We start from the raw sequence: 25047 nt of genomic DNA, 5'->3' as shown, positions 1-25047 counted from the left end.
GAGACTGCGCCGTGCTTATCTACATGATCCGTCACGGCCAAACCGACTGGAATGCCGAAGGCCGCATGCAGGGCCAGAAGGATATCGGCCTCAACGAGATCGGCCGTCAGCAGGCATCAAACAACGGGCGCAAGCTCGCCAAGATCCTCGGCGCCCATGCCGGGGATTTCGACTTTGTCAGCTCGCCGCTCGGGCGCACGCGCGACACGATGCAACGCGCGCGGACCGCCATGGGCCTGCCCCCTGGCGAATACCGGCTCGACGAGCGGCTCAAGGAACTTTCCTTCGGTGACTGGGAAGGATCAACGCTACCGGAACTGGCCGAGGTATCACCCGAGCGCGTCGCCGAACGGGCGCGGCAGAAGTGGGGCTTCATTCCCCCTGGTGAAGACGCCGAAAGCTATGAAATCCTGTCCTGGCGGATCGGTGCGTGGCTGAAATCGGTCGAGCGCCCAACCGTGTGCGTGAGCCATGGCGGGGTCATCAGAAGCTGCTTTCGCCTCATTGGCGAGGTCAGTGAAGACGAGGCCTGCGAGATGAACATTCCGCAGGACCAGATCCTGAAAATCGACCGGGATCAGAAGCAGATCAGCTGGCTCTGAACGCAGGCGCGCCCGCTTAACTGCGAACGCGACATCGCGCTACGGCAAGACTTCCAGATCGTCGACGACGCGCTTTCCGTCCACTTCCGTGTAGAAGACGATGACCTTCTGGCCCGGTTCCAGGCCTTCGAAGTTGAATTCCGCCGGCACGGCATAGGTCTTGCCGTCGTCGAGCACCAGGCTCATGCCATCGATGTTCACATTCTGGATGGTCGCCTCGACATCGGCACTGCCGGCGAGGACCGCGACGGGCGACAGGAAGCTTGCCGTTGCAAGAAGCAAGGATATCACGACACGCATCTGAACCACCTTCGACCAAATCACTGCTGAAAACCTCTCCAAACTAGCCTCCCGAATGTGGCGGAATTCGCCCGCCATGATGACAATTCGATGAGAATGTGGACCCGAATGCCAGCGAGGATCAAGCCGCAAAGAGAGGTTATCCTTGACCCAATTCGGTTGTATCTCCTGGTCAAGACACACGTCGAGCAAAGCAAAGGTGAGGCGAAATGCCTTCCCCTCCCGAAATTCTAAATTAACCGGCAGCCCATAGACTTAGCCGAGTTGATGATCAGGGGATAATTACATTTGCGCGACTTGACTAGGATCCTGCGTGCCGAGAGCAAATGGGGCAGGGGCACGCTCTGGCTTATCGGAGGCGCCTTGCTCAGTGTCGTGATCGTTTCCACGGGGCTGATGATCGACAGGCAGACGGCAATTGCCGAGCGCGGTCGCATTGAACATGCGGTGCTCGACCGCCTGCGGCACGTCAAGTCACAGATCGAGACGCAGATCCTGCGTGACATGGATCTGGCACTCTCCATTGCCGACGATATCGCCGACGACAGCATGATCTCGCCACCCGAAGTCAACCGGATGATCGCGCGCGCGCTGAAGGACAATTCGCACATCCGCTCCATCCGCTTCGAGCCCCTGAAAGATCCCGGCCGCATGGCCTTCGCGCCGGCGCTCGACCAGAACGAACGGACATTCGTCATCGACACTCCTGTCCCTCCCCTGCCCTGGCAGGCACAAAAGGACTGGCTCTCCCTCATCGTCACAATCGACGGCAACCGCTTCTTCGACGATCATAAACTCCTGTTGGACGACGAATATCGGGAGCATGCAGAATACGAGCATGCAGAACACGACCATACGAAGCTCGCGGTGACACTGCCTTCGGCCAGCGGCGGAAACCTCGTCTTCGGGGATCCGTCGACCTTCGACGACATGCCAGTGACGCTCGCGGTCACCGAAGGTGGTCTGGACTTCCAGATCTTCGGCGTTCCGGCCAATGGCTGGGATGCAACGATGAACCGGATGTTGCCGAGCCGCCTGCTGGTGCTGGCGGGTGTCGTCGCGATGATGATCTCGGTGCTGCTCGCCATCTACCTGCTCAGCGAGCGCAACCTGAACATCGCACGGCTGCGGGCCCGCGAACAACGTCTGCTCGAATTGTCGGAACGCTTCCATCTGGCGCTCGAGACCTCCAATACCGGCATATGGGAAATCGACCCCGTCACCCACGCGCTGATCTGGGACAGCCGCAGCGCCGGCCTGCATGGCCTGTCTGAAAGCCTCGCCGATGACGAAGACAGGCTTGCCGATTGGTTCGCGTCGCTGCATGCCGATGACATCGGCAAGGGCGAACAGCTCTATTTCGACTGCGTCGTCGCGGCCACAGCCGACCGGTGGGACATCAGCTACCGGGTCCCTCTGTCCGACAAGAGCTTCCGCTATCTCCGTTCCGTCGGCGCACGCACGCTTGATGGCAGCATCACGGGGATCGTCTGCGATGTAACCACCGATACGTTGATGACCCAGTCGCTCAGCCGGGCGAAGGAAAACAGCGACATCAAGAATGCAGAACTCGAGCTCGCACTCGAGGAACTCTCGAGCCGCGAGCACCAGCTGGCCGAGGCCTCGCAGAGGCTGGATCTTGCCCTCGGTTCCTATAATTGCGGCACCTGGGAGGGCGATCCCGTGACCCAGACCGCGATCTGGGACGAGCGCATGCATCAGCTGTATGGCGTACCCTTCACCGACAAGGCGGTGAACGAACATGTCTGGCTTTCCCGCCTTCACCCCGACGAGCGCCGCGACATCCAGCTCGCCACGAAACGGGCCGTGACACTCGACCAGATCATCAACACGACCCAACGGGTGGTGCTGCAGAATGGCGAGATGCGCTACATCCGCTCCGTCGGCCAGCCGCATGTCGGCCGCGACGGCAAAAAGAAGCTTATCGGCATCGCCTTCGACGTGACGGCAGATGCGCTGCTCGCCGAGCAGCTGCGCAGCGCCAAGGCGGAAACCGATATGCGCAATATCGAGTTGGAGCTCGCCAAGAACCGTATCGAATTCAACGCTCTGCACGATCCTCTCACGTCGCTCGCCAACAGGCGCAAGCTCGATCTCGAGCTTGACAAGCTGGGGCGCAGCGGCGAGCGGCCGACGACCAAGTTCGCCATCCTCCACCTCGATCTCGACCGGTTCAAGGAAATCAACGACACGCTTGGCCACGCAGCCGGTGACGCGATGCTGGTGCATGCCTCGCGCATCCTGATGAAACACGTGCCGCGCGGCGATCTCGTCGCGCGCATCGGCGGTGACGAATTCGTCGTTCTGGCCCGCCGCCAGACCACCGTCGAGGAACTGGCGACACTTGCCGGCAAGATCATCGAGGAGATGCGCCTGCCGCTCGACTTCGAAGGCTTCGATTGCCGCTGCGGCGTGTCGATCGGGATCGCACAGGCGCAAGGACCTGCGCCCGATGCGCGCAAGGTGCTGATCAACGCCGACATCGCGCTTTACCAGGCCAAGGAGAAGGGCCGGAACTGCCACGAATTCTTCACGCCCGACCTGCAGGCCAATATCGTCGCCAAGAAACGCATGGCCGACGACATTCTGGCCGGCTTCGACCGGGACGAATTCGTCGTCTACTACCAGCCGCAATTCGAAGCTTCAAACATGCAGCTCTGCGGCGCAGAAGCGCTGATCCGCTGGCGCCATCCCGATCGCGGCATTCTCGCTTCCGGAAGCTTCCTCAAGGTTGCCGAAGATCTGAACGTCATGGCCCGGATCGACGAACTGGTGCTGCAGACGGCGCTCAAGGACCAGATGCGCTGGACGGCGCTGGGCATGCAGGTGCCACGCATCTCCGTCAATGTCTCGTCCAAGCGACTGCACGACGACAATCTGATCGAACAGCTGAAGGGTCTTGCGATATCGCCCGGCTCGATCTGTTTCGAACTGGTGGAATCGATCTTCCTCGACGATAGCGACACGCTGGCCTCGGACAATATCGAGAAGATCAAGGCACTCGGCATCGACATCGAAATCGACGATTTCGGCACCGGTCACACCTCGATCGTCAGTCTGTTGAAGTTGAAGCCGAAGCGGCTGAAGATCGACCGCCAGTTGGTAATGCCGGTCACGGTGCAGCCTCAGGAACGCAGCCTGGTGCGCAACATCGTCGAGATCGCCCGCTCGCTCGGCATCGAGACCGTGGCAGAAGGCGTGGAAACGCAGGAACATGCCGGCATTCTGCGCCAGCTCGGCTGCGACTATCTGCAGGGTTATGCCTTTGCCAAGCCGCTCTCCTTCGAGGATTTCACCCGCTTCGTCGATCGCCTGCCGCAACGCAAGGCCTCGTGAGCGGCAGGAGGACGGAGATCATCGCACCTTCGGTGACACTGTGTTGTCGCAAAACAGCGGCGCCAAGCGCAAAAGCGCTTCACAGAAAGTGCCGATTTGCTCTATGAGTGACGCCATCCAAGGCAGGTCCAGACGGGAGACGTTCCCGATGGCGAGAATGGGACGGTAAGTCAGGCATGTCGCACAACACCTTCGGTCATCTCTTCCGCGTCACCACCTGGGGCGAAAGCCACGGACCGGCGCTCGGCGCGGTCGTCGACGGCTGCCCTGCGGGTGTTCGCTTTCGGCCCGAAGACCTGCAGGTCTTCATGGACAAGCGCAAGCCCGGTCAGTCACGCTTCGTGACCCAGCGGCGCGAGGACGACATCGTGAAAGTGCTCTCCGGCATCATGCCACAGGAAGACGGCTCGATGATCACCACGGGCACGCCGGTGTCGCTGTTCATCGAGAATACCGACCAGCGCTCGAAGGATTACGGCGACATTGCCAAGCGCTATCGTCCCGGCCATGCCGATTATACCTATGACCTGAAATACGGGATCCGCGACTATCGCGGCGGCGGCCGCTCCTCGGCGCGCGAGACGGCTGCCCGTGTCGCGGCCGGTGCACTCGCACGCCTTGCCATGCCTGGTGTCACCATTCGTGGTGCACTGGTGCAGATCGGCACGCACAAGATCAATCGCGACAACTGGGACTGGACCCAGGTCGATCAGAACCCGTTCTTCTGCCCCGACGCCGCAATGGTGCCCGTATTCGAGGACTATCTGGATGGCATCCGCAAAGCCGGATCCTCCGTTGGCGCCGTGATCGAGATCGTGGCTGAAGGCGTGCCGGCCGGGATCGGTGCACCCGTCTATGGCAAGCTCGATCAGGACATCGCCTCGGGCCTGATGTCGATCAATGCGGTCAAGGGTGTCGAGGTCGGCAACGGCTTTGAGGCAGCCGAGATCACCGGCGAGGAGAATGCCGACGAGATGCGGATCGGGGCCGATGGCAAGCCGGTCTTCCTGTCGAACCATGCCGGCGGCGTGCTGGGCGGAATCTCGACCGGCGAGCCGATCGTCGCGCGCTTTGCCATCAAGCCGACCTCGTCGATCCTGACGGAGAAGCGCTCGATCGATTCCGATGGCAAGGAGGTGGACGTGCGCACCAAGGGCCGGCACGACCCATGCGTCGGGATTCGCGCAGTGCCCGTCGGCGAGGCGATGCTTGCCTGCATCATTCTCGATCATATTCTGAGAGACCGTGGCCAGAACGGCCGCACAAGGTGAGGACGATCCCATGAGCTATGACCAGAAGCGTGTCGTGGAGGCAATCCGGGCCTTCGAAGCCGGCGAAATCGTCGTGGTCATGGATGACGACGACCGCGAAAACGAAGGCGACCTGATCGTCGCTGCCGTCCACTGTACAGCCGAGAAAATGGCCTTCATCGTGCGTCACACATCGGGCATCGTCTGCGCGCCGATGCCGAAAGAGGAGGCCAGGCGTCTCAACCTGTCGGCTATGGTCGCCGAAAACGACAGCGCGCATACCACGGCCTTCACTGTTTCAGTCGATTTCAAGCATGGCACGACGACCGGCATTTCGGCGGATGACCGGACGCTGACGGTCCGCAATCTCGCCAACCCGAATGTCGGCGCGAGCGACTTCGTCCGTCCCGGCCATATCTTTCCGCTCGTGTCGCGCGAAGGCGGCGTCCTGATGCGGTCTGGCCATACGGAAGCGGCCGTCGATCTGTGCAACATGGCGAACCTGCCCCCGATCGGGGTGATCTCCGAACTCGTCAATGACGACGGCACCGTGATGCGCGGTCCGCAGGTTTCTGCCTTCGCCGAGAGCCACGGCCTGAAACAGGTTTCCGTTGCCGATCTCATCGCCTATCGCCAGCGCAAGGAGACGCTGATCCAGCTGGTCTCCAAATTCGATGTGCAGACACCCTATGGCCCTGCCAAGGCCCATGCCTATTCCCTGCCCTGGGATCCGATGCAGCATGTGGCACTTGTCTTCGGCGACATCAGGGACGGCGAGGACATTCCGGTGCGGCTGCATCTCGAAGATGTCGGTCGCGACGTCTTCGGCACCGATCGCCAGATCGACGGCTTCATGAAGCGGATCTCGGAAATGGGTCGCGGCGTCATCGTCTATCTGCGCGAGGGATCGGTCGGCGTCGGCGTTTCCACCACCGCGCGCACTGGCAAACACGATCGCGAGGCGCATCAGGAGGCCCAGGTACGCGACAGCGAATGGCTGGAAATCGGACTGGGCGCGCAGATCCTCAAGGATCTCGGCGTCACCTCGATCCGTCTCTATTCCTCGCGTGAACGCCACTATGTCGGGCTGGAAGGGTTTGGCATCCGAATTGCGGCGACCGAGATTGTGTAGAATATTTTCCCGGATGAGTTGCGAAAATTTACTTTCGATTAATCAAGACCGGCGATAGTCGCGGATGTAATCATCATCCGTTCATGTGCGGTGTTCATGCCAAGTCTACTTACCAATACGGCCGCCATTTCGGCACTGGCCAACCTGCGCCAAATTTCGCATGAACTCGGGATCAATCAACGCCAGGTCTCCTCCGGCCTGCGGGTGCAGCAAGCTTCTGACGATGCCGCCTATTGGTCCATCGGCACGACGATGCGGTCGGACAATCAAGCACTTGCAGCGGTTGAAGACGCCCTGGGACTGGGTGCCGCAGCTATCGACACAGCCTATGCCGGCATGAGTTCGGCCATCGAAGTCGTACAGGAGATCAAGGCAAAGCTGGTTACAGCGCGGGAAGAAAGCGTCGACAAACTGAAGATCAACGAGGAGCTCGATCAGCTCAAGGAGCAGATCTATTCCATTGTCGAATCGGCGAGCTTCTCCGGGCAGAACTGGCTCCACAGAATCGACGCAGCAGATGACGCGGACAAGCAGATCGTGGGCTCGTTTACCCGGAGCGGCAGTTCAGTCTCCCTGCAAAAACTCTCTTACGGGATGAGCAATCAGTGGGGTACCAACCATCTGATTGATGAGAACTACCACAACGGCATCCTGACCAATGTCGAATTCGCACGCGACCTCGGCACGGCAACCGAGTGGGTGCTGCTGAGCGGCAAGAACCATGACATACATGAAGACATGATCCTTACAGCCGATACCTCCGCGCAGGATATCGACGAGATGGTCAGCGTCCTGGAAATGATGCTCGGCGCGATGGCCGATGCAGGCGCCAAACTGGGTGCGATTTCCCAGCGGATCGAGATGCAGACAGAGTTTGTTCAGGTGCTGCAAGATGCCGTCGATCGCGGCATTGGGCGCCTGGTCGATGCGGATTTGCAGGAGGCCGCCACGCGGTCGAAGGCACTTGAAGTCCAGCAGCAGCTGGCGACACAGTCACTTTCCATCGCCAATTCGGAGCCTGACATCCTGCTGCGCCTGTTCCAGTGACGGGGCTTTCCTGGACGATGCAGTCCGCAGCAATTCCGGATGAACTCAGCCTGCAAGCGGCCCCTCAACCATCGGCTCCGGTCTTCCCTTCCATGTGAGCCGCCAGACGTCGCCCTGGCGCACCGACTGGACGGCGGCGGGGCGCAGGATGGCAATACAGGTGCCGCCAGTGTGGCGGACCGACGGATAGATAATGCCGTTCAACCCGGCACGTCGTGCTTCGAGCCCCAGGCGATTGCCATCTGGGTACCCGGCCGCCTTGTCGGGCGCGAGGGCCGGATGATGTGGCTGGATCCTCAGGTCGAGGAACTCGCCCGACAAACTGCAGAGCATTTCCGCATAATCGGCCACCGCTTCAAAAACGCCTGTGCGTGACAGGAATTCCGTCATGTGAAAGGCGATTTCGGCAAGACACGTCTCGACGCGGAGCGCGGCATACCAGGCGCCACGCGTCTCACCGTTGAAGCGATTGGGTTCGCGCGGTTTGGCATAGGCGAAGCTGGCATTGATGAAATGGGCATGCGGCACGTCATAGACGAGCTCATTGGCCGCGAGGCCGGAGATGCCGGTGGACTGAGCCTGAATGCGGGTCGACGTTGCCGCCTCGATTTCGGCCAGTTCCGCGAGCTCATCCGCGTTGTCGGCAAGCGGCGCGAGCACGGCTTGCCGCAGCCGCGCGGTCGAGACGAGGCGCACCGTCTTGGGATAGGCGAGCGTGCTCACCGGAACGCCGGCGACTTCCAAGTCAGAGCCCCCCGCGCACGGCGTCGAGATAGCGACGGACCTCCAGCATATGCGGAATGCCGCCCTCGATCATGGCGGCGACCGGCGTGCGGCGATCGAAAAGCGGGCCTGTGTTTTCGAGCATCGGCCAGCGGTCGGCCATGGCATCGACGAAGAGCAGATGCAGCGCCTTGTAGATGCCTGTCAGCGCCGAAATGCGGGTCATCTGGTCCTGGCTCAGCGTCTTCGTCACACTTTCCGGCTTCAGCCGCTCCCAGGTACTAACGGAGACCCCGAGCAGGGCTGCCGCCTGCTGGCCGGTCAGGTTCCAATGAGTCACGATACGGCGATAAGCCTTCAGCGCTGTCGCCGACAGCCGTTTGCGATCGCCCTCCTCGGAGAAGCCGGGGGACGGTTGAGTGCGGGTCGAGGTTCGTTCCGCAGCGCTGTGCACGTTTGAACTCCTTCAAATGACGTTAGAATTATACGTCATTTGACGTTTTTCGCAAGGCCAGCGCGGCACTGTGGCCCGCAGTGGCGGCAGCATTCCATGCCAGGGGCCTCGGGACGTATGTCGACCGCGTTCAGACTACCTTTCGCGCCATACCGACCGAGCGGGGTGCGGTCTCGTCGAAACCGAACTGGGCATAGAGGCGGTTGGCCGGCACGTCGGCGATCAGACTGACATAGGCGGTCTTCGGCAGCGTCGCGATGAAGTCGGAGAGTGCCGTCATGATCAGCTTGGCAAGTCCCCTGCCCTGATGATCCGGCAAAATGGCGATGTCGGTCACCTGGAAGAAACAGCCGCCATCGCCGATGATCCGGCCCATGCCGACCGTCTCGTCGCCCAGCATCAGGCTGACGCCGAAGATGGAATTCGGCAGGCCTTTTTCGGCGGCTTCCCGGGAAAAGGGCGTGAGGCCGGATTCGCGCCGCAGGCGCATGTAATCGTCGATCGCAGGCACGCGGGGTTCGATGCGGTAGGCGCTGTTGTCGGTCACGTCCCGGGTCTTTCTCTTTGGAATATACAGTCCGTCACCCGTGCCAGCCGGGCTGGCGGCGCACGGCTTCCATGCCGGCGAAGCGGGCGACGCGTTGCAGTTCGGCGTCGAGTTTCTCCAGGCGTCCGGTGCTCGGCTTCACACCCGGTTCCAGCCAGAGGCGGCGGATGTCGAGCACACCCTCCTTGCGCTCGGCCTTCATGTCGATGCGGCCTATGAGGCGGTTGCCCTCCAGCAGCGGGAAGACGTAATAGCCATATTGCCGCTTCGGCTCGGGTACGAAGACCTCAATGCGGTAGAAAAAGCCGAAAAGGCGTTCGGTGCGGTTGCGGTCACGGATCAGCGGATCAAAGGGTGAGAGCACGCGGATGCGGCCGGGCGGTTCCGGGGCATCCACAAGCGTGGCGATCCTGTCGGCAAAGGCGAAGGAGGCGCGCTGTTTGCCGTCCACGGTCTCAACCAACACATCGTGCAACTCGTCGCGATGGGCTGTGACCCAAGCCTTCGCCTCCTCGGGTGTCACAATATCGAAGAAGGCGGCGATTTCGCCCGAGGTGGCAAAGCCGAGGCGGGTGAGCGCCGCGCGGCAGGCCCAGTCGACGAAGGTCTCGTGGTCGACCTCCGGGGCATGATGCTCGGTGGGAATGACCCGCTCGGCGAGGTCATAGACCTTCTGGAACCCCTCGCGGCGGGCGATCGCCAGCTTGCCCGTGTGCCAGAGGAACTCAAGCGCGGTCTTGGAGGGATGCCAGTTCCACCAGCCGCCGGACTTGTGGTCCTCGGACTTCACGTCGCGCGCCATGACCGGGCCGTGGTCGCGGATGCGGGCATAGGTGTCCTCGAATGCCTGATCGAAACCCTCGCCCTGCCATCTGGCCCAGTTCTGCCGGATCCGCTCTTCGCGGCGGACGAAGCGGTGTTTCCAATAGGGAAAGAAGGCAGAGGGAATGATGGAGGCGTCGTGGGTCCAGTGCTCGAAGAGCGAGCGGTCCTTCTCGGCCAGATGGGCTAGATCCTTCGGTCTGTATGTCTGATTGCGGGAAAAGAGGATCTGGTGATGCGCCCGCTCGACCCACTGGATGCTGTCGATCTGGACGAAGCCAAGGTCGTGGATGAGGTCATAGAGCCCCTGACGTCCGAGCGCCTTGGTCGGCGAGCGGGACAGCCCCTGACGTTCCAGGAAGATTTTTCGCGCCAGCGTATTGGGGACCAGAATCGACATATGGGCAGGCTAGGTCATGTTCGCGGTTTGTTCAATCGTTGAATGCATTGAAGGCTGGACATCCCACTTCTTGAACTTCCGCTCTGCCCTGCATAGGCTTCACACGACAAGGTGGCAGGCTGCCGCCCCAACTCTTGGAAATTGCTCCATGCTATTTCGGATCGCAGCACTTCTTTCGTCAATCATCTTAACGCCTGCCATGACGGTCGCACAAACGGGCGCTGAGGGACCACAGAGCGACTACCCGTTCCAATGTGGTGCAGCTTATGCAATCTTGGCGGAAACATTCCGCCTTGCGGATAAGCTGCAGGAATCAGAACGCTATCGGATGAAATTCACGACTCTCGCCGGTCATGCGGAAGAAGCGTTCCTTAAAGTCGGGCGCAAAAAAGAAGATGCGCAGGCGTATATGCAACAGCACGTAGACGACTTGGCAACGCTCGCCGCGAGAGGAGATGCGAGTTTGGTGATAAGCTTCGGTGAGCGGTGTGACAGTCTTTTCTCGGACCCATAGCAGACGGATCCCTCTGCCGGGTGTGATCAGTATCTTGCAGAAGGTGCCTAAAGCCGTGGTCTTGGACATTCCCCTATGAAGCGCCCAACGTTATAGAGGCCTGTCACTCACCCTCGGGAGACCCCATCCTTGCACATCCGTTTCGACCAGGCAGAATTGCGTTACGGCGACCGCGTGGCGCTGAAGCCACTGACGTTGTCACTGTCGGAACCACGCATCGGCGTCATCGGGCTGAATGGCTCCGGCAAGACGAGTTTTGCCAGGCTGATTGCCGGACTTGCGAAGCCCTCTTTCGGCAAGGTTACGCTCGACGGTCTCGATACCGTAGCCGACGAGAAGGCGGCGCGGGCGAAGACCGGCTTTATCTTCCAGAACCCCGGACACCAGATCATTCTGCCTGTTATCCGGGAGGATGTGGCACTCGGGCCGAAGTCGCGGGGGCTCGGCGCTGCCGATGTCGACCGGCTGGTGGACGAGACCCTTGCCCGCTTCGGCATCAGCGATCTCGCCGTGCGGCGGCCACATGAGCTGTCTGGCGGAGAATTGCAGCTGGCCGCCCTTGCCGCCGTCTGCGTCAACCGTCCCCAGATGGTCATCTTCGACGAGCCGACGAACCAGCTGGACCTGAAGAACCGCGCCAAGGTTAAGGCCGCCATCGAAGGACTTGTCGAACAGGCGATGGTTATCAGCCACGACCTCGACCTCGTCGAAGACTTCCCTCGCGTGCTGGTATTCCATGAAGGCACGCTGGTTTTCGACGGCGCGGGCGAGGACGCGATCGCGCGCTACCGGGAGATCGCCGGATGCTGACAAGCCTGCATGTTGAGGGCAAAAGCCTCCTGCATCGCATCCCGGTCAAGCCGAAGCTTTTCGCGCTGATGGTGTTCGGACTGGCGCTTTACTTCGTCGACCAGCCGCTCGTGCTCACGGCCATGCTCGTTGCGACCGGACTGCTCTATCTCTCCACAGGCGTCGGCCTGTCGGAAGGACTGCGACGGCTCAGACCCGTGCTCTTCACCATCGCCTTTCTGGCGGCCATCAATTTGCTCCTCCTTTCGCCGGAGGAAACGCTCGTCACAATGCTCAGGCTGGTCGCCATGCTCTTCCTCGCGGCGGCCGTGACGGCTTCCACGACCATTGCCGACTTCATGGCGGCCGTCACCGACCTTGCCCGGCCGCTTGAGCGGCTGGGGCTGATGAAGGCGGCCGATCTCGGGCTCGCACTCGGGCTCGTGCTGCGTTTCGTGCCCGAGATCGCCCAGCGCCACGAGGCGCTGAAGGAGGCGCATGCGGCGCGCGGCATCCCGTTCAAGCTCTCGCGCATGCTCGGGCCCCTCATCATTTCGACGCTGAAGGATGCGGATCGGATCGCCGAGGCAATTGACGCGCGGGGAATTCGGGGCCAGTAAAAGCCATTCAGCTTTTGGGGATCCGTTCATGACCACCAGAGACCTCGTGCTCGCCGCTCTTTTTACCGCCATCATCATCGTCCTCGGCTTCCTGCCGCCCGTGCCGATCCCGCTTCTGCCGGTTCCCATCACGGCGCAGTCGATGGGCGTCATGCTGGCCGGCTGCATCATCGGCGCCAAACGCGGGGCGCTCGCCTATGCGCTGCTCGTCGTGCTCGTCGCCGTCGGCCTGCCGGTGCTTTCGGGCGGTCGCGGCGGTCTCAACGTGCTGATGGGCCCGACCGGCGGCTATATCTTCGGCTGGATCATCGGCGCCTTCGTCACCGGGTTCCTCGCTGAAAAGCTCGTGCGCGAAGGACAGTCGGCCACGAAACAGATGGCCGGGTTCTTCGTCGCCAGCGTCGTCGGCGGCATCGGCGTCGTCTATCTCTGCGGCATGCCTTGGCTCTCGGCGGTCGCCGGAACGCCTTTCCCCGCCGTGCTGACCGGCTCGCTCGCCTTCATTCCAGGCGACCTCGTCAAGGCCGCGATTGCGACCCTTGCGGCCCGCGCCGTGACTGTCGGGTATCCTCTGTTGCCAGCCCGGGCGTGAGCGGGAGACCCACTGTTCAGTGACACCAAATGCCACCATCGAGGTCGCATTTTTCATTGTGCATGCAGCAGGGGACGGTGGCGGCTCCTTCCGCCCATGTTCCGCGCCCGCGCGCATGCCGTAGGTCGCCGGTCAGCCGGCTCCGATCGGCGGCTGCAGCGATCACCCATCCGGCAAGGCAGGAGCGGAGGGAACCTTTGACCGGTCCCGCCTGGGCATCATGACAAAAAAGCCCGCAGCTTGCGCCACGGGCTTTTCCTTCGCCTGAACTCAAAACGATCAGGCTTTACCGGTCGTCCTCGACATCATCGACGACGTCCGTCATGGGGCGGTCCGCACCGTCCGCATGTTCGTGATGCCATTCGCCTTCGGCATCCTGCCAGCTGATTTCGGCGTCGCCATCGGCGAGCTGCTGGGCGCCGGCTGCGTGCCGGGCGGCTGCGAGTGCCTCGTCATGGGTCGCATAGGGCTCGGAATAGACGTCGCCCAGACGGTAGGCGTAGCCCTCATCATGCTCCACGACGTGGTAGGTCACCTTTGCCATGGTGACCTCAGTTCCAGCGCCAGCGGCTGTCGCGGGCCGGCGGGGTCGAATTGGCGAGCAGGTAGCCAACCACGCCGCCGACAATGCCGAGCGTGACAAGGCCTGCGGAAGTGGCGGCAGCCGGATGACGGCGCACGACGCCAGCGACCGTATCCGCGCCTTCGCGGGCGTAGTCGGCCACGACATGGGCCGTGCGGGTGGCACCATTGACGACGTCTGACGCACGATTGCGGACGTCGTCGCTGTCATAGCCGGTAACGGAGGAAGCCTTGCGGCCTGCCTCGTCCAGCGCTTCGGAGGCGCGGTTGCGAACGTTGCGGCTGCTGCGGCCCGCCTCACGGCTGATCATGTCCTTGAGATCGTTCATCTGTTCGCGCAGTTCACGAAGTTCGGACTGGAGATTGGAAGAGGCCATGGTGATTACCTTTCGATTGTTCGGGTTCTTGCCGAAGAAACGTGGTGCATGGCGGATGGTTCCATCTGCACCATGGCGCAGGGACGTTCGAACGAAAAACGCCCGGTGCTGGGCACCGGGCGTCTGCGATCATATCATGCGCAACAATTACTTCGTCGCGGCTTCGTACATTTCAGCCACGTAGTCCCAGTTGATCAGGCTGTCGACGAAGGCTTCGAGATACTTCGGACGGGCGTTGCGGTAGTCGATGTAGTAGGAGTGTTCCCAGACATCGACGCCGAGGATCGGGGATGCGCCGTGGATCAGCGGGCTTTCGCCGTTCGGGGTCTTCGAGATCTCGAGCTTGCCGTCCTTGACGGAGAGCCAGGCCCAGCCGGAACCGAACTGGGTCGTGCCGGCTGCAACGAAATCGGCCTTGAACTTGTCGTAGCCGCCAAGATCGCTGTCGACGGCTGCCTGCAGCTTGCCCGGAAGCTTGTTGCCGCCGCCATCCTTCTTCATCCAGTTCCAGAAGTGGATGTGGTTGTAATGCTGGCCGGCATTGTTGAAGAGGCCGGCATTCTTGCCGTGGGACTGCTTGACGATCTCTTCCAGCGACAGGCCTTCCAGACCGGAATCCTTGAGGAGGTTGTTGCCGTTGGTCACATAGGCCTGGTGGTGCTTGTCGTGGTGAAACTCGAGCGTTTCAGCCGACATGAACGGCGCCAGCGAGTCGTAAGCATACGGGAGGGCGGGCAATTCGAAGGCCATGGTGAGATCTCCTTTTGGCAAATAGATTGCGTTTTGGCAGGTGACGGGAACATAGGTGCGGAACATGGGCGAGGCAACCTTTGCGCTTCCAGAATCAGGCCTTGAAGGGAAAGAAATGTCTTCTGCTTTCAGACCTGGGCAACCCGGCATTCCGTCTCATCTTCTCGCCGCCGCTGCCCTGCTCTCCCACCCGCTGTCGTCCAAGGCCTCCGCCTTGTGCGACGACGTCTTCGGCGATTTCGCAAGAGCAGAGCGTGGCCGTCAAACTCCGCTGATACCGAGCTATGGTGTGGCGATCGTGACGGGCACGGCTGTGGGGGCTGATGCAGCGCTCTGCTCGACCTGCGTCCCCTGAAGACGTCAGGCCTCGTAAATCTCGGGCTCGGGCAGGCCTTCGATACTGAAACCGAATTCGGCGCGGGCAATCTTGCATTCCTCGTCGCCGGGCATGCAGGTGCGGCAGACATGCGGGCGCACGTGGTAGACGGCGCAACCGACATGTTTGCCGACTTCGCCGGTCAATGCCGCGCAGCGTCCACCCTCGAACTTCATGCCACTTTCGTCTTTTGCGATCATCGTTTCCGGGATGGCGGCGATTTCCTCGTCGCTTTCCAGGGAGAAACGCGGCCAATCGGCCGAATAGGCGCAACAGGCGCCGCAGGCCTGGCAGTCGAAGATTTCGGGGGGCGAGGTTTCAAGCATCGGCGTCACGCCCCGATGCGCGGATTCGCATGAGGTTGAGGGCGAAGAAACCAGTGAAACCAAGCATCAGCAAGCCGACAAAGACTGGGCCGGCATCCACCGAGACCAGATCCATTGTGAGCCCCGTCGCGCCGGAGCCCGTGGCACTGCCGATCGCGTAAGCCAGCGCGAAGACGGCGGCACCCGAGACCAGAAGACCGCCTCGGAAGCGTTCGCCGAGCAGGGTAAGCGCTGCCGTATAGAGCGAAAAGCTTGCCGCGCCGAGGATCGAGATCGTGATCAGCAGGGCCGCCTGTGATGTCATGAAGGGCAGAACGAGGAAGGCGGCAGCCGTGATCAGCGATCCGGCGACGGCAATCACCGGGCGCGACAGCCGGTCAAGCAGCCAGCCGACGAAAGGCTGGGCAAGCGCCGTCGGCAGCGCCACCATGGTGACAACGAAGGCCGCGAAATTCTGGCTGTAGCCACGCTCGACGAAATAGAGCGGGATCATCGAGATCGCCGCGATGTCCGAAAAGCCGAAGGCGACAACCATCAGCGTCAGCACCGGCGCGAGTTTGACGAAGGTGAGCAAGCCGCCGGCCTCCGAGGCTTCAGGCCGGGTGCGGGCATAGCGGCCAAGCATGACCGAGGCAAAGGCGACGAGCGCGACATAGGCCGCAGTCATGGCGAAAGCGAAGCCGTCCTCGATACCGACAAGCGGAATGGCGAGCGGGCCGGCGGCAAAGCCTGCACACATGCCGGCGCTATAGGCGCCGGAAACACGACCGCGCAAGCGATCCGGGCAAGCGGTGTTCAGCCAGGCTTCGCTTACCGTGTAGATGATGCTGGTGCAGAAACCGAGCAGGAAGCGGGCGACGAACCAGATCCAGAGCTGGTCGAAGGTCGAGAAGGTGGCGAGCGCTACCGACACCCCGAGCAGCGACGCGACGATCAGCCGGTCGCCGCGCATTGCCTGCGTCAACTTGCCGATGATCAGCGTTGAGGAGGCAAGCCCGAGTGCAAAGACCGAGGCATTCAGCCCGGCCATGCTGGACGAGACTCCCCGGCTTTCGAGGATCAGCGCAATCAGCGGATAGGTGAGCCCCTGGCCCACCGCAAAGGCGGTGACGCCGAGAATGACGACCGCGATCGCTGCCCAGTCGGGCGCGAAGTCGGGGACGAGTTCCGTGGTCTCTGCCGTCTGCATGGGGCCTCCGCAACCCATGGAAGGGTCTGCCAATGAGGCCCCGGTCTAACCGGGGGATAGGGGGAAGTCCAGAGAGGGCACCTGAGGAGGAGCTTCAGCCCGCCGCGATCACGCCCGGCACGTCCTGGCCCAGCGCTGCAAACACCGTCTTCAGAATGCCCACCGCATCCAATCCGGCCTTGGCATACATGGTTTCGGGCTTGGCCTGGTCCATCCAGACGTCAGGCAGGACCAGCGAGCGGACCTTGAGGCCGTTGTCGAGCAAGCCCTCATTGACGAGGAAATGCATGACATGGCTGCCGAAGCCGCCGACGGCGCCTTCTTCGACGGTGACCACCACCTGATGGTGGCGGGCGAGCTGGCGGATCAGATCGTGGTCGAGGGGCTTGGCGAAGCGGGCGTCCGCGACGGTGGTCGAAAGGCCTGATGCGTCGAGGTCTTCGGCGGCGAGCAGACAGTCGGCCAGACGCGTGCCGAAGGAGAGGAGCGCCACCTTCGAACCCTGCTTGACGATGCGGCCCTTGCCGATTTCGAGGATCTCGCCCCGCTCGGGCATCGGAACGCCGACCCCCTCGCCGCGCGGATAGCGGAAGGAGATCGGGCCTTCGTCGTAAGCTGCGGCCGTGCGGACCATGTGCTTGAGCTCTGCCTCGTCGGCAGCGGCCATGACCACGAAGCCCGGCAGTGCTGCAAGGAAACCGGTGTCGAAGGAGCCAGCATGGGTCGGGCCGTCTGCACCGACGAAACCGGCGCGGTCGATCGGAAAGCGGACGGGCAGACCCTGGATGCCGACATCGTGCACGACCTGATCGTAGCCGCGCTGCAGGAAGGTGGAATAGAGCGCGCAGAAGGGCTTGAAGCCTTCCGCTGCGAGACCGGCTGCGAAGGTCACGGCGTGCTGTTCGGCGATGCCGACGTCAAAGGTGCGCTCGGGGAAGAGCGACTGCAGCTTGTCGAGGCCGGTGCCCGAGGGCATGGCCGCGGTGATGCCGACAATCTTCTCGTCGTGGCGGGCTTCCTCGACGAGTGCATCGGCGAAGACGGCTGTATAGGCCGGCGCATTGGGCTTGGCCTTGGCTTGGGTGCCGGTGATGACATCGAACTTGTTGACGCCATGATACTTGTCGGCCGCGGCTTCTGCCGGCGCATAGCCCTTGCCCTTCTGCGTCACGACATGGATCAGCACGGGGCCCTTGGCATTGTCGCGGACATTGCGCAGCACGGGCAGAAGATGGTCGAAGGAGTGACCATCGATCGGGCCGATATGGTAGAAGCCCAGTTCCTCGAACATGGTGCCGCCGGTGACATAACCGCGGGCATGCTCGACGGCCCGGGTGATGGCGCGATCGACCGTCTTGCCGAGATAGGCGGTCAGTTTCTTGCCGAATTCACGGATGCCCATATAGCTGCGGCCGGATGCGAGGCGCGCGAGATAGGCGCTCATGGCACCCGTCGGCGGGGCGATCGACATGTCGTTGTCGTTGAGGATGACGATCAGGCGGGCGTCGAGCGCGCCTGCATTGTTCAGCGCCTCATAGGCCATGCCGGCCGACATGGCGCCGTCACCGATGACGGCGATCACCTTGCGGTCGGTCTTCGACAGTTCGGCAGCAACCGCCATGCCGAGGCCGGCGGAAATCGAGGTGGACGAGTGGGCGGCACCGAAGGGATCGTATTCGCTTTCCGTGCGCTTGGTGAAACCGGACAGGCCGTCTTCCTGGCGCAGCGTGCGGATCCGTTCGCGGCGGCCGGTCAGGATCTTGTGCGGATAGCACTGGTGGCCGACATCGAAAATCAGCCGATCGTCCGGCGTCTCAAAGACCTTGTGGATCGCAATGGTCAACTCGACCACGCCGAGGCCAGCCCCCAGATGACCACCCGTCTTCGACACGGCATCGATCATCTCGTCGCGCAGTTCGCGCGCCAACTGCGGCAGATCGCGGTCGTCGATGGCCTTCAGGTCTCTCGGGAACTCGACCTGGTCCAGCAGCGGCGTATCGGGCATGGATGTCACGGGCTCTTGCCTCTTCAACTCGTTCGGGTGCGCGATAGCATCCCAAGACGAGCTGGGCAAATATCCGACACCACGCTGTTATATAGACGTCAACGGCCCTCCGGCAAAGGCACGAACTCTTCTTCATCGCCAGGAACGATGTCAAAACGGCCAGTTCTCCACTCTTCCTTGGCCTGTTCGATGCGCTCCTTGGACGACGAAACAAAGTTCCACCAGATATGTTTCTTGGTTTCCATGGCCGCCCCGCCGAAGAGCATGACGTGGCAGCCTGCCGCGCCGCCGATCAGCGTGATTTCGTCGCCGGGGCGAAAGACCAGCAATTGGTCCTGCGCAAACCGGTCGCCGGCGATCTCTACTTCGCCCGAGAGAATGTAGAGCGCACGCTCCTCCTGACCGGCATCGAAGGGGAAGCGGGCACCGGCTTCGAGGCTCAAATCGACGTAGAGCGTTTCGGAAAAAGTCTTCACCGGCGAATGCAGGCCACTCATGGCCCCGATCACCACACGGCCGCGAGCGCCCCGGTCGTTGAATGTCGGCAGCTCGCCCCTGGCGGTATGGGCAAAGGCCGGGTCCATCTCCTCCATCTCGTCCGGCAGCGCGATCCAGGTCTGCAGACCGGACATGGAGAGCGGATGGCCGCGCAGATTTTCCGGCGTGCGTTCCGAATGCACGATGCCGCGGCCCGCCGTCATGAGATTGATGTCGCCGGGCGCAATCACGAGTTCGGTGCCGAGACTGTCACGATGCTTGATTTCGCCGTCGAAGAGATAGGTGACGGTCGAAAGGCCGATATGCGGATGCGGGCGCACGTCCATGGCCTCGTCCGCCTTCAGGATCGCCGGCCCCATCCGGTCGAAGAAGATGAAGGGGCCGACCAGCCGGCGCTTGACAGAGGGAAGCGCGCGGCGCACCGAAAAACCGCCGATATCGCTGGAGCGCGGGATGATCAGGTGTTCGATCGCGTCGCAGGCAAAGGCGTCACCGGGGACAGGGTCATTTCCGGGAAAGAAGGACATGGCGAAACCTCTTCGTTCAATCCGGGCAGACTAGCAGGTTCGTGCCCCCGTGACAGGGGCGATGGGCCCTGGCGGCCGTTGACGCTGTGTCTTCAAGGCGATGGATCGACGGGCTTTGTGTCTGCGGTACAAGCCGAGAGAATGCTCTCCTCGCCCGGTGCAGCACCGAGGGTCATGCAGCCGCCGGCATGGCAGAGCGTCCAGCCGCCGGAGGTCGCGCCGGAGGCGGCGAGCCGCAAGTCTGGAATGGGCGCGAGCGAGGGCTCCCAGCGCCACCAGCCGTCATCGAGCACCGCCCCCTCGCCCGGCTCCATGCCGGCGCCGGATCCCTTGACGCTCGCCTGCCGGAGCTCAAGCCCGGCACGCGTCACCGCCCATTCCTCCCGCCACTCGATCTTCTCGACCGAATGAACCCAGGACAGGGAGAAACTTGTCGCCGGGATCGTCAGCACCGTGGCGGCGATGGCGATGCAGAGGCTCATGGTGTCTCTGTCTTGGGCGGCGTCGTTGCGGCGTCCCCGGCGACCTTGCCGGGGAATTTCCAGACCATGAGGGCAAAGAGCAGGACGAGTGCTGCGCCGACCTCGTCCGTGATCGGCAAGGCTGCGACGAGGAAAAAGGCGGCGGCGGCCGCCACGAGCCGATGCAGCAGCGGCAGGGGCCGGTTGAGGTAGCCAATCACGGCGACACCCCAGAGGCCGATCGAGAGGCTGGCCTTGACGACGATATAGACGACGGCGAGCGGATAGCCGATGGCCGCCGCGAGCGGGCCTCCATCCTGCAGCATTAGGGCCGGCGTGTAGACCGCCATGAAAGGAATGACGAAGCCGGCGGCTGCCACCTTCACCGCCTCGAAGGAAATGCGCAGGCCGGATTCTCTCGCGATCGGGGCGGCCGCGAAACAGGCCAGAGCCACCGGTGGCGTCAGGTCGGCGAGAATGCCGAAATAGAAGACGAACATGTGGCTGACGATCAGGGGCACGCCGAGTTCGAGCAATGCGGGGCCCGCGATCGAGGAGGTGATGATGTAGTTGGGGATGGTCGGAATGCCCATGCCGAGCAGGATGCAGGTGAGCATGGTCAGGATCAGCGACAGGAAGAGGCTGTGCTGACCAACGGCGACGACGAACTGTCCGAATGTGTTGGCAGCACCGGTCAGCGTCATGGTGCCGACGATGATGCCGACCACGGCACAGGCGACACCGACCGGCAGCGCCGTCTTTGCACCATCGGCGAGGCTGTCGACGCTGAGCTTGAGGGCTGCGCGACCGCCCTTGACCAGGAAGTTCCAGGCAATCAGGACCAGGATCGCGACCAGCACGGCGCGGAAGCCATATTGGAAGAAGGAGGCACCGGCGAGCCCGATGCCGATCCAGAAGATGGTGCGCACCGCCGTATTGGACATGCCGATGGCGATCGAGCTGCCGAGGATGAGCAGCAGGGTGAGCGCCAGACCTGCGGTGCCGGCGAAAAGGGGCGTATAGCCGGAGAAGAGGAGCCAGACGAGAGCAGCAAGCGGCAGCAGCAGATACCATTGCCGGCGAATGGCGGCGAGCGGCGACGGGAGGTCCTTTGGATCCAGCCCGCTCAGGCCACGCTTGCCCGCCTCCAGATGCACCATCCAGAAGACCGAGGCGAAATAGAGAATGGCGGGGATCAGCGCCGCCTTGACGATCTCGGCATATTCGACGCCGAGCGTCTCGGCCATGATGAAGGCGACGGCGCCCATGACGGGCGGCATGATCTGGCCACCCATAGAGGCGGTTGCCTCGACCCCACCGGCAAAAGCGGGGCGGTAGCCGAAACGCTTCATCAGAGGGATGGTGAACTGGCCTGTCGTCACCACATTGGCAACGCCGGAGCCCGATATTGTGCCCATCAGGCCTGAGGAGATGACCGAGACCTTGGCCGGGCCGCCACGCTTGTGGCCGACGAGGCCGAGGGAAACATCGGTGAAAAGCTTGATCATGCCCGCCCGTTCGAGGAAAGAACCGAACAGGATGAAGAGGAAGATGTAGGACGACGACACATAGGTCGGCACGCCGTAGATGCCTTCCGTGCCATAGGCCATGTGGTCGATGACCTGAGCAAAGTCGTAGCCGCGGTGATTGAGCGGCGACGGCAGGTATTCGCCGAACAGGCAATAGGCAAGGAACAGGCCCGATATGATCGGCAGTGCCGGTCCCATGATGACCCAGGCACCGATGAAGACCGTCGCAATGGCGACGACGCCGACATAGATGTCGAACGGAACGAGATCGCCGGCGCGCAGGATCAGCGGCTCATATTCGACGAACTGGTAGACGGCGACGGCGACGCCTGCTGTCGCGAGAGCCCAGGCGCCGGCCGTGTACACGGCCCCCTTCCGGATGTTTGCGGCAACCAGCGGAAAACCGAGGAGAAGCAGGAAGGCGACATGGGTGGAGCGGACGAGCTGGCTCGGCAGGTCGATGAGATGCGCCGCAGTCGCAATCTGGAACAGCGAGAAGAGAACGGCGATGCCATAGAGCAGCTTGCCCTCGACCGTTGCCGGGAAATGCTGCTCATGGGTGTTCGGTTCATGCGACAGTGTCTGGTCCGCAGTGGTGGCGCTCATGGGTGTCCGTCCGAAGGATAAGCCGAGGGGCAAAGGACCGGGCGGCATGGTGGCCGCCCGGTCCCTTCAGGAAACTTAGAAGCTTAAGAGGCTTTCCGCCTCACAGCAGGCCCTTTTCCTTGTAGTAGCGTTCGGCGCCCGGATGGAGCGGGATCGGCATACCCTTGGTGGCATTCTCCAGAGTGATGTCCTTGGCCGCATTGTGGGCCGCCTGCATGTCGGAGAGGTTCTCGAAGAGCTGCTTGGTCATCTCATAGGCAAGATCGTCCGAGACGTCCGAATGGGTCACCAGGAAGTTCACGACGGCAACCGTTGGCACGTCCTCCGTCTGGCCTTCATAAGTGCCGGCAGGGATGGTCGCCGCAATATAGGGGGCGCCAAGCGCTGTCGCGACTTCGGCAGGAACGGAAACCAGTGAAACCGCCAGCGAGGTGGACAGATCCTTGAGGGACGCAACGCCGAGGCCCGCGGACTGCAGGGTCGCATCGAGCTGGCGGTTCTTGATCAGCTCGACCGATTCGGCAAAGGGCAGATATTCGGTCTTGCCCAGATCATCATAACTCATGCTCGCGGCGTTGAGGATGGCACGGGCGTTGAGTTCGGTGCCGGATTTCGGCGCGCCGACCGAAAGGCTCTTGCCCTTGAGATCGGCCAGAGAGGTCACACCCGAATCCTTGGTGGCGACGATCTGGATGAAATTCGGATAGATGGCGGCGATGCCGCGCAGCTTGTCGAGCGGCGCCTTGAAGCCGGCATCTGCATTGCCTTCCGCCGCCAGCTTGACGCTGTCGCCAAGCGAGAAGCCGATTTCGCCCTTCCCCTGCTGCAAGAGATTGAGGTTCTCGACAGAGGCCTTTGTCGCCTGCACCTGGGTGCGGACATCCGGGATCTTGTCGCCGTAGATCTTCGACAGCGCGACACCCAGGGGATAATAGACACCGGAGGTTCCTCCGGTCAGCACGTTGACGAACTGCTCGGCCCTGACGGACGCGGCGCCGAATGCGACAGATGCGGCAACGGCGCCGGCGAGCAAAGTGCTAAGTCTCGAAAAATGCATGAGTGTCCTCCCAAACAACATTTGCAGTTGCGACATCATGGGGAGGCGAGTGAGGGGCGTCAACCTCGGATTTGATTGTCGGCCCGCATCTGTGGACGAGTGGGTCCGTCAATGTCACTCCCTAACCGGGATTGCAGGCCAAACCTGATGTGGCGAAGCACCACATTGGTTTGCATGCGGCTTATCTGCGGGTTCTCGGCCGCAAGTGGCACGGGTGCCGTCACAAGGCGCGACGTTACGGGCAGTGATGATGGCCTCGTATCGAGCGGGCGTATCAGCGCGCGCCCTCGATCGGGGCAGTCCTGTGTTTTTTCTCGTCACAGGGCTTGAACTCCCGGCGGGATCCCCCATTTCCGCCTCTGCGGACCGGGCCCCTCTGACGACGGATTACCCTCGTGATGTCGGACCGCATCGAGCAAGCTCGATGCCATGCCCGGACCGGACCCCTCCTCTGCGAGACCGCACGCGCGTTGCATCGAGCCGGTCAATGCAACAGAGGTCAGACACTTGGAACTCCTGCTCATTCTCTTTCTCGGCAAGCCACTCTGGATGTGGCTTCTCTTTCTTGCGCTGGTCGTTGCGCTCCTGGTCTTCGACCTGGGCGTTCTCAACAAGAACGACCATGAAATCGGCATTGCCGAAAGTTTGAAGCTTTCGGCAATGTATATCACGCTGGGCCTGCTCTTTTCCGGCTTCATCTACTGGCAGATGGATACGACTGCGACCGCCCAGTATCTGACAGCCTTCGTGGTCGAGAAGACGCTGGCGATGGACAATATCTTCGTCATTGCCCTGATCTTCGGCTTCTTCGCCATCCCGCGTGAATACCAGCACCGCGTGCTGTTCTGGGGCATTCTCGGGGTCATCATCCTGCGCGGCATCATGATCGGGCTTGGTGCCACGATCGTCGACCAGTATCACTGGGTCCTCTACTTCTTTGCCGGCTTCCTGATCCTGACGGGCATCAAGATGCTCTTCGTGGCGGATAAGGAGCACAAGATCGAGGAAAATGGACTAATCCGCTTCCTCAAGCGCCGGATGAACGTGACCGATGCGATCCACGGCCACAACTTTGTCGTCAAGAAGCAAGATCCGGTGACGGGCAAGATCAGGCGTTTTGCAACCCCGCTCCTGCTTGCACTGGTGATGATCGAGATCGCCGACCTCGTCTTCGCGGTCGACTCGGTGCCGGCGGTGTTTACGATCACCACCGATCCCTACATCGTCTACACCTCGAACATCTTCGCCATCCTCGGACTGCGCGCGCTCTATTTTGCGCTGGATGCCATCCTGCATCGCTTCGCCTACCTGAAGTATGCGCTGTCGGTGCTCCTGATCTTCATCGGTTCGAAGATCTTCATCGCCTGGGGTATGGGCTGGGAGAAATTCCCGCCGGAATGGTCGCTGGGCGTCACCTTCCTGATCCTCGGCGTGGGCGTTGCCTACTCACTGTGGAAGACCGGCAGCGGTGGGCGGCCGCCAGAGCCCAAGGCAGTCGACGTCAGGAACCCGGCGGAATAACTCCGCTTTCTCGACACCGACAACGACGAATGGCCCCGCGAGGGGCCATTTGCATTTCATGCTGTGGTGCGGTGACGGCGCGACAAATGCGCCT

Annotated in this window: 26 protein-coding genes; 11 read left to right on the top strand and 15 right to left on the bottom strand. The window is 62.1% G+C overall.

Annotated elements, in window-relative coordinates; translation table 11 throughout:
• Positions 1-11: 11 nt before the first annotated feature.
• A complete protein-coding gene (locus QTL56_RS20520) occupies positions 12-602 on the top strand; it encodes a histidine phosphatase family protein (RefSeq protein ID WP_229572769.1) in 591 nt (196 codons plus the stop codon).
• Positions 603-641: 39 nt separating this feature from the next.
• Here QTL56_RS20520 and QTL56_RS20515 read toward each other — a convergent pair whose 3' ends face one another.
• A complete protein-coding gene (locus QTL56_RS20515; RefSeq protein ID WP_245135250.1) occupies positions 642-902 on the bottom strand; it encodes a DUF1344 domain-containing protein in 261 nt (86 codons plus the stop codon).
• 288 nt (positions 903-1190) lie between these two features.
• On the opposite strand from QTL56_RS20515, the gene QTL56_RS20510 reads away from it, so the two are divergent.
• From QTL56_RS20510 to QTL56_RS20495, 4 genes are all read left to right on the top strand, one after another.
• Positions 1191-4259, top strand: coding sequence for a bifunctional diguanylate cyclase/phosphodiesterase (locus QTL56_RS20510; RefSeq protein WP_245135246.1), 3069 nt, complete (start codon positions 1191-1193; stop codon positions 4257-4259).
• A 176-nt stretch (positions 4260-4435) separates the two neighbouring features.
• Complete coding sequence (gene aroC / locus QTL56_RS20505; protein ID WP_245135244.1) at positions 4436-5530, top strand: chorismate synthase; 1095 nt, start codon at positions 4436-4438, stop codon at positions 5528-5530.
• 10 nt (positions 5531-5540) lie between these two features.
• Positions 5541-6641: a 3,4-dihydroxy-2-butanone-4-phosphate synthase gene (ribB, locus tag QTL56_RS20500; protein WP_229572773.1), complete on the top strand. Its 1101-nt coding sequence runs from the start codon at positions 5541-5543 to the stop codon at positions 6639-6641.
• A 96-nt stretch (positions 6642-6737) separates the two neighbouring features.
• Positions 6738-7688, top strand: a complete 951-nt coding sequence (locus tag QTL56_RS20495; RefSeq protein WP_245135242.1) for a flagellin N-terminal helical domain-containing protein — start codon at positions 6738-6740, stop codon at positions 7686-7688.
• Between the two features lie 45 nt (positions 7689-7733).
• Here QTL56_RS20495 and QTL56_RS20490 read toward each other — a convergent pair whose 3' ends face one another.
• The 4 genes from QTL56_RS20490 to QTL56_RS20475 all read right to left on the bottom strand — a co-directional run bounded on the left by QTL56_RS20490 (position 7734) and on the right by QTL56_RS20475 (position 10634).
• Positions 7734-8432: an RES family NAD+ phosphorylase gene (locus QTL56_RS20490; RefSeq protein ID WP_245135240.1), complete on the bottom strand. Its 699-nt coding sequence runs from the start codon at positions 8430-8432 to the stop codon at positions 7734-7736.
• 1 nt (position 8433) lies between these two features.
• On the bottom strand, positions 8434-8865 hold the full coding sequence (locus QTL56_RS20485; RefSeq protein WP_245135237.1) for an antitoxin Xre-like helix-turn-helix domain-containing protein: 432 nt from the start codon (positions 8863-8865) through the stop codon (positions 8434-8436).
• Between the two features lie 130 nt (positions 8866-8995).
• The gene (locus QTL56_RS20480; RefSeq protein ID WP_370660376.1) at positions 8996-9355 is read right to left on the bottom strand and encodes a GNAT family N-acetyltransferase; all 360 of its coding nucleotides are present in this window, start codon (positions 9353-9355) and stop codon (positions 8996-8998) included.
• Positions 9356-9446: 91 nt separating this feature from the next.
• Positions 9447-10634, bottom strand: a complete 1188-nt coding sequence (locus QTL56_RS20475; RefSeq protein WP_245135233.1) for a winged helix-turn-helix domain-containing protein — start codon at positions 10632-10634, stop codon at positions 9447-9449.
• Between the two features lie 148 nt (positions 10635-10782).
• Here QTL56_RS20475 and QTL56_RS20470 point away from each other — a divergent pair, with 148 nt between their 5' ends.
• The 4 genes from QTL56_RS20470 to QTL56_RS20455 all read left to right on the top strand — a co-directional run bounded on the left by QTL56_RS20470 (position 10783) and on the right by QTL56_RS20455 (position 13149).
• A complete protein-coding gene (locus QTL56_RS20470; RefSeq protein WP_245135231.1) occupies positions 10783-11148 on the top strand; it encodes a hypothetical protein in 366 nt (121 codons plus the stop codon).
• A 129-nt stretch (positions 11149-11277) separates the two neighbouring features.
• Positions 11278-11958 (top strand): energy-coupling factor ABC transporter ATP-binding protein, encoded by a 681-nt coding sequence (locus QTL56_RS20465; RefSeq protein WP_245135229.1) that lies wholly within the window; start codon positions 11278-11280, stop codon positions 11956-11958.
• Positions 11952-12557, top strand: a complete 606-nt coding sequence (locus QTL56_RS20460; RefSeq protein WP_245135226.1) for an energy-coupling factor transporter transmembrane component T family protein — start codon at positions 11952-11954, stop codon at positions 12555-12557. The genes QTL56_RS20465 and QTL56_RS20460 overlap by 7 nt, the downstream gene beginning before the upstream one ends.
• 28 nt (positions 12558-12585) lie before the next feature.
• Positions 12586-13149, top strand: a complete 564-nt coding sequence (locus QTL56_RS20455) for a biotin transporter BioY (RefSeq protein WP_245135224.1) — start codon at positions 12586-12588, stop codon at positions 13147-13149.
• Positions 13150-13435: 286 nt separating this feature from the next.
• Here QTL56_RS20455 and QTL56_RS20450 read toward each other — a convergent pair whose 3' ends face one another.
• The 3 genes from QTL56_RS20450 to QTL56_RS20440 form a co-directional block, all read right to left on the bottom strand.
• The gene (locus tag QTL56_RS20450; RefSeq protein WP_245135221.1) at positions 13436-13693 is read right to left on the bottom strand and encodes a DUF2188 domain-containing protein; all 258 of its coding nucleotides are present in this window, start codon (positions 13691-13693) and stop codon (positions 13436-13438) included.
• 7 nt (positions 13694-13700) lie between these two features.
• Positions 13701-14108 carry a hypothetical protein gene (locus tag QTL56_RS20445; RefSeq protein ID WP_245135220.1) on the bottom strand — a complete coding sequence of 136 codons (408 nt, stop codon included), beginning with the start codon at positions 14106-14108 and terminating at the stop codon, positions 13701-13703.
• A 147-nt stretch (positions 14109-14255) separates the two neighbouring features.
• Positions 14256-14858, bottom strand: coding sequence for a superoxide dismutase (locus tag QTL56_RS20440; protein ID WP_245135217.1), 603 nt, complete (start codon positions 14856-14858; stop codon positions 14256-14258).
• A gap of 115 nt (positions 14859-14973) precedes the next feature.
• Here QTL56_RS20440 and QTL56_RS20435 point away from each other — a divergent pair, with 115 nt between their 5' ends.
• The gene (locus tag QTL56_RS20435) at positions 14974-15213 is read left to right on the top strand and encodes a hypothetical protein (RefSeq protein WP_245135216.1); all 240 of its coding nucleotides are present in this window, start codon (positions 14974-14976) and stop codon (positions 15211-15213) included.
• Between the two features lie 5 nt (positions 15214-15218).
• On the opposite strand, the gene QTL56_RS20430 is transcribed toward QTL56_RS20435, so the two are convergent.
• From QTL56_RS20430 to QTL56_RS20400, 7 genes are all read right to left on the bottom strand, one after another.
• Positions 15219-15560 carry a YkgJ family cysteine cluster protein gene (locus QTL56_RS20430; protein WP_229572786.1) on the bottom strand — a complete coding sequence of 114 codons (342 nt, stop codon included), beginning with the start codon at positions 15558-15560 and terminating at the stop codon, positions 15219-15221.
• Entirely contained in the window at positions 15553-16749 is a 1197-nt protein-coding gene (locus QTL56_RS20425) for an MFS transporter (RefSeq protein WP_245135214.1), read from the bottom strand. Before QTL56_RS20425 ends, QTL56_RS20430 begins: the two co-directional genes overlap by 8 nt.
• A gap of 94 nt (positions 16750-16843) precedes the next feature.
• Complete coding sequence (dxs, locus tag QTL56_RS20420) at positions 16844-18763, bottom strand: 1-deoxy-D-xylulose-5-phosphate synthase (protein ID WP_245135212.1); 1920 nt, start codon at positions 18761-18763, stop codon at positions 16844-16846.
• Between the two features lie 89 nt (positions 18764-18852).
• Positions 18853-19779 (bottom strand): pirin family protein, encoded by a 927-nt coding sequence (locus tag QTL56_RS20415; protein WP_245135209.1) that lies wholly within the window; start codon positions 19777-19779, stop codon positions 18853-18855.
• Between the two features lie 92 nt (positions 19780-19871).
• Positions 19872-20261 (bottom strand): DUF1850 domain-containing protein, encoded by a 390-nt coding sequence (locus tag QTL56_RS20410; protein ID WP_245135208.1) that lies wholly within the window; start codon positions 20259-20261, stop codon positions 19872-19874.
• The gene (locus QTL56_RS20405) at positions 20258-22375 is read right to left on the bottom strand and encodes a TRAP transporter permease (protein WP_245135207.1); all 2118 of its coding nucleotides are present in this window, start codon (positions 22373-22375) and stop codon (positions 20258-20260) included. Before QTL56_RS20405 ends, QTL56_RS20410 begins: the two co-directional genes overlap by 4 nt.
• Positions 22376-22475: 100 nt before the next feature.
• The gene (locus QTL56_RS20400) at positions 22476-23432 is read right to left on the bottom strand and encodes a TAXI family TRAP transporter solute-binding subunit (protein WP_229572793.1); all 957 of its coding nucleotides are present in this window, start codon (positions 23430-23432) and stop codon (positions 22476-22478) included.
• A 507-nt stretch (positions 23433-23939) separates the two neighbouring features.
• Here QTL56_RS20400 and QTL56_RS20395 point away from each other — a divergent pair.
• The gene (locus QTL56_RS20395; RefSeq protein WP_245135206.1) at positions 23940-24953 is read left to right on the top strand and encodes a TerC family protein; all 1014 of its coding nucleotides are present in this window, start codon (positions 23940-23942) and stop codon (positions 24951-24953) included.
• Positions 24954-25047 lie beyond the last annotated feature (94 nt).

Source organism: Peteryoungia algae (genome assembly GCF_030369675.1).
GTDB lineage: Bacteria > Pseudomonadota > Alphaproteobacteria > Rhizobiales > Rhizobiaceae > Allorhizobium > Allorhizobium algae.
The sequence above is the reverse complement of the archived record's forward strand: the minus strand, read 5'-3'. Positions and strand labels throughout refer to the sequence as shown.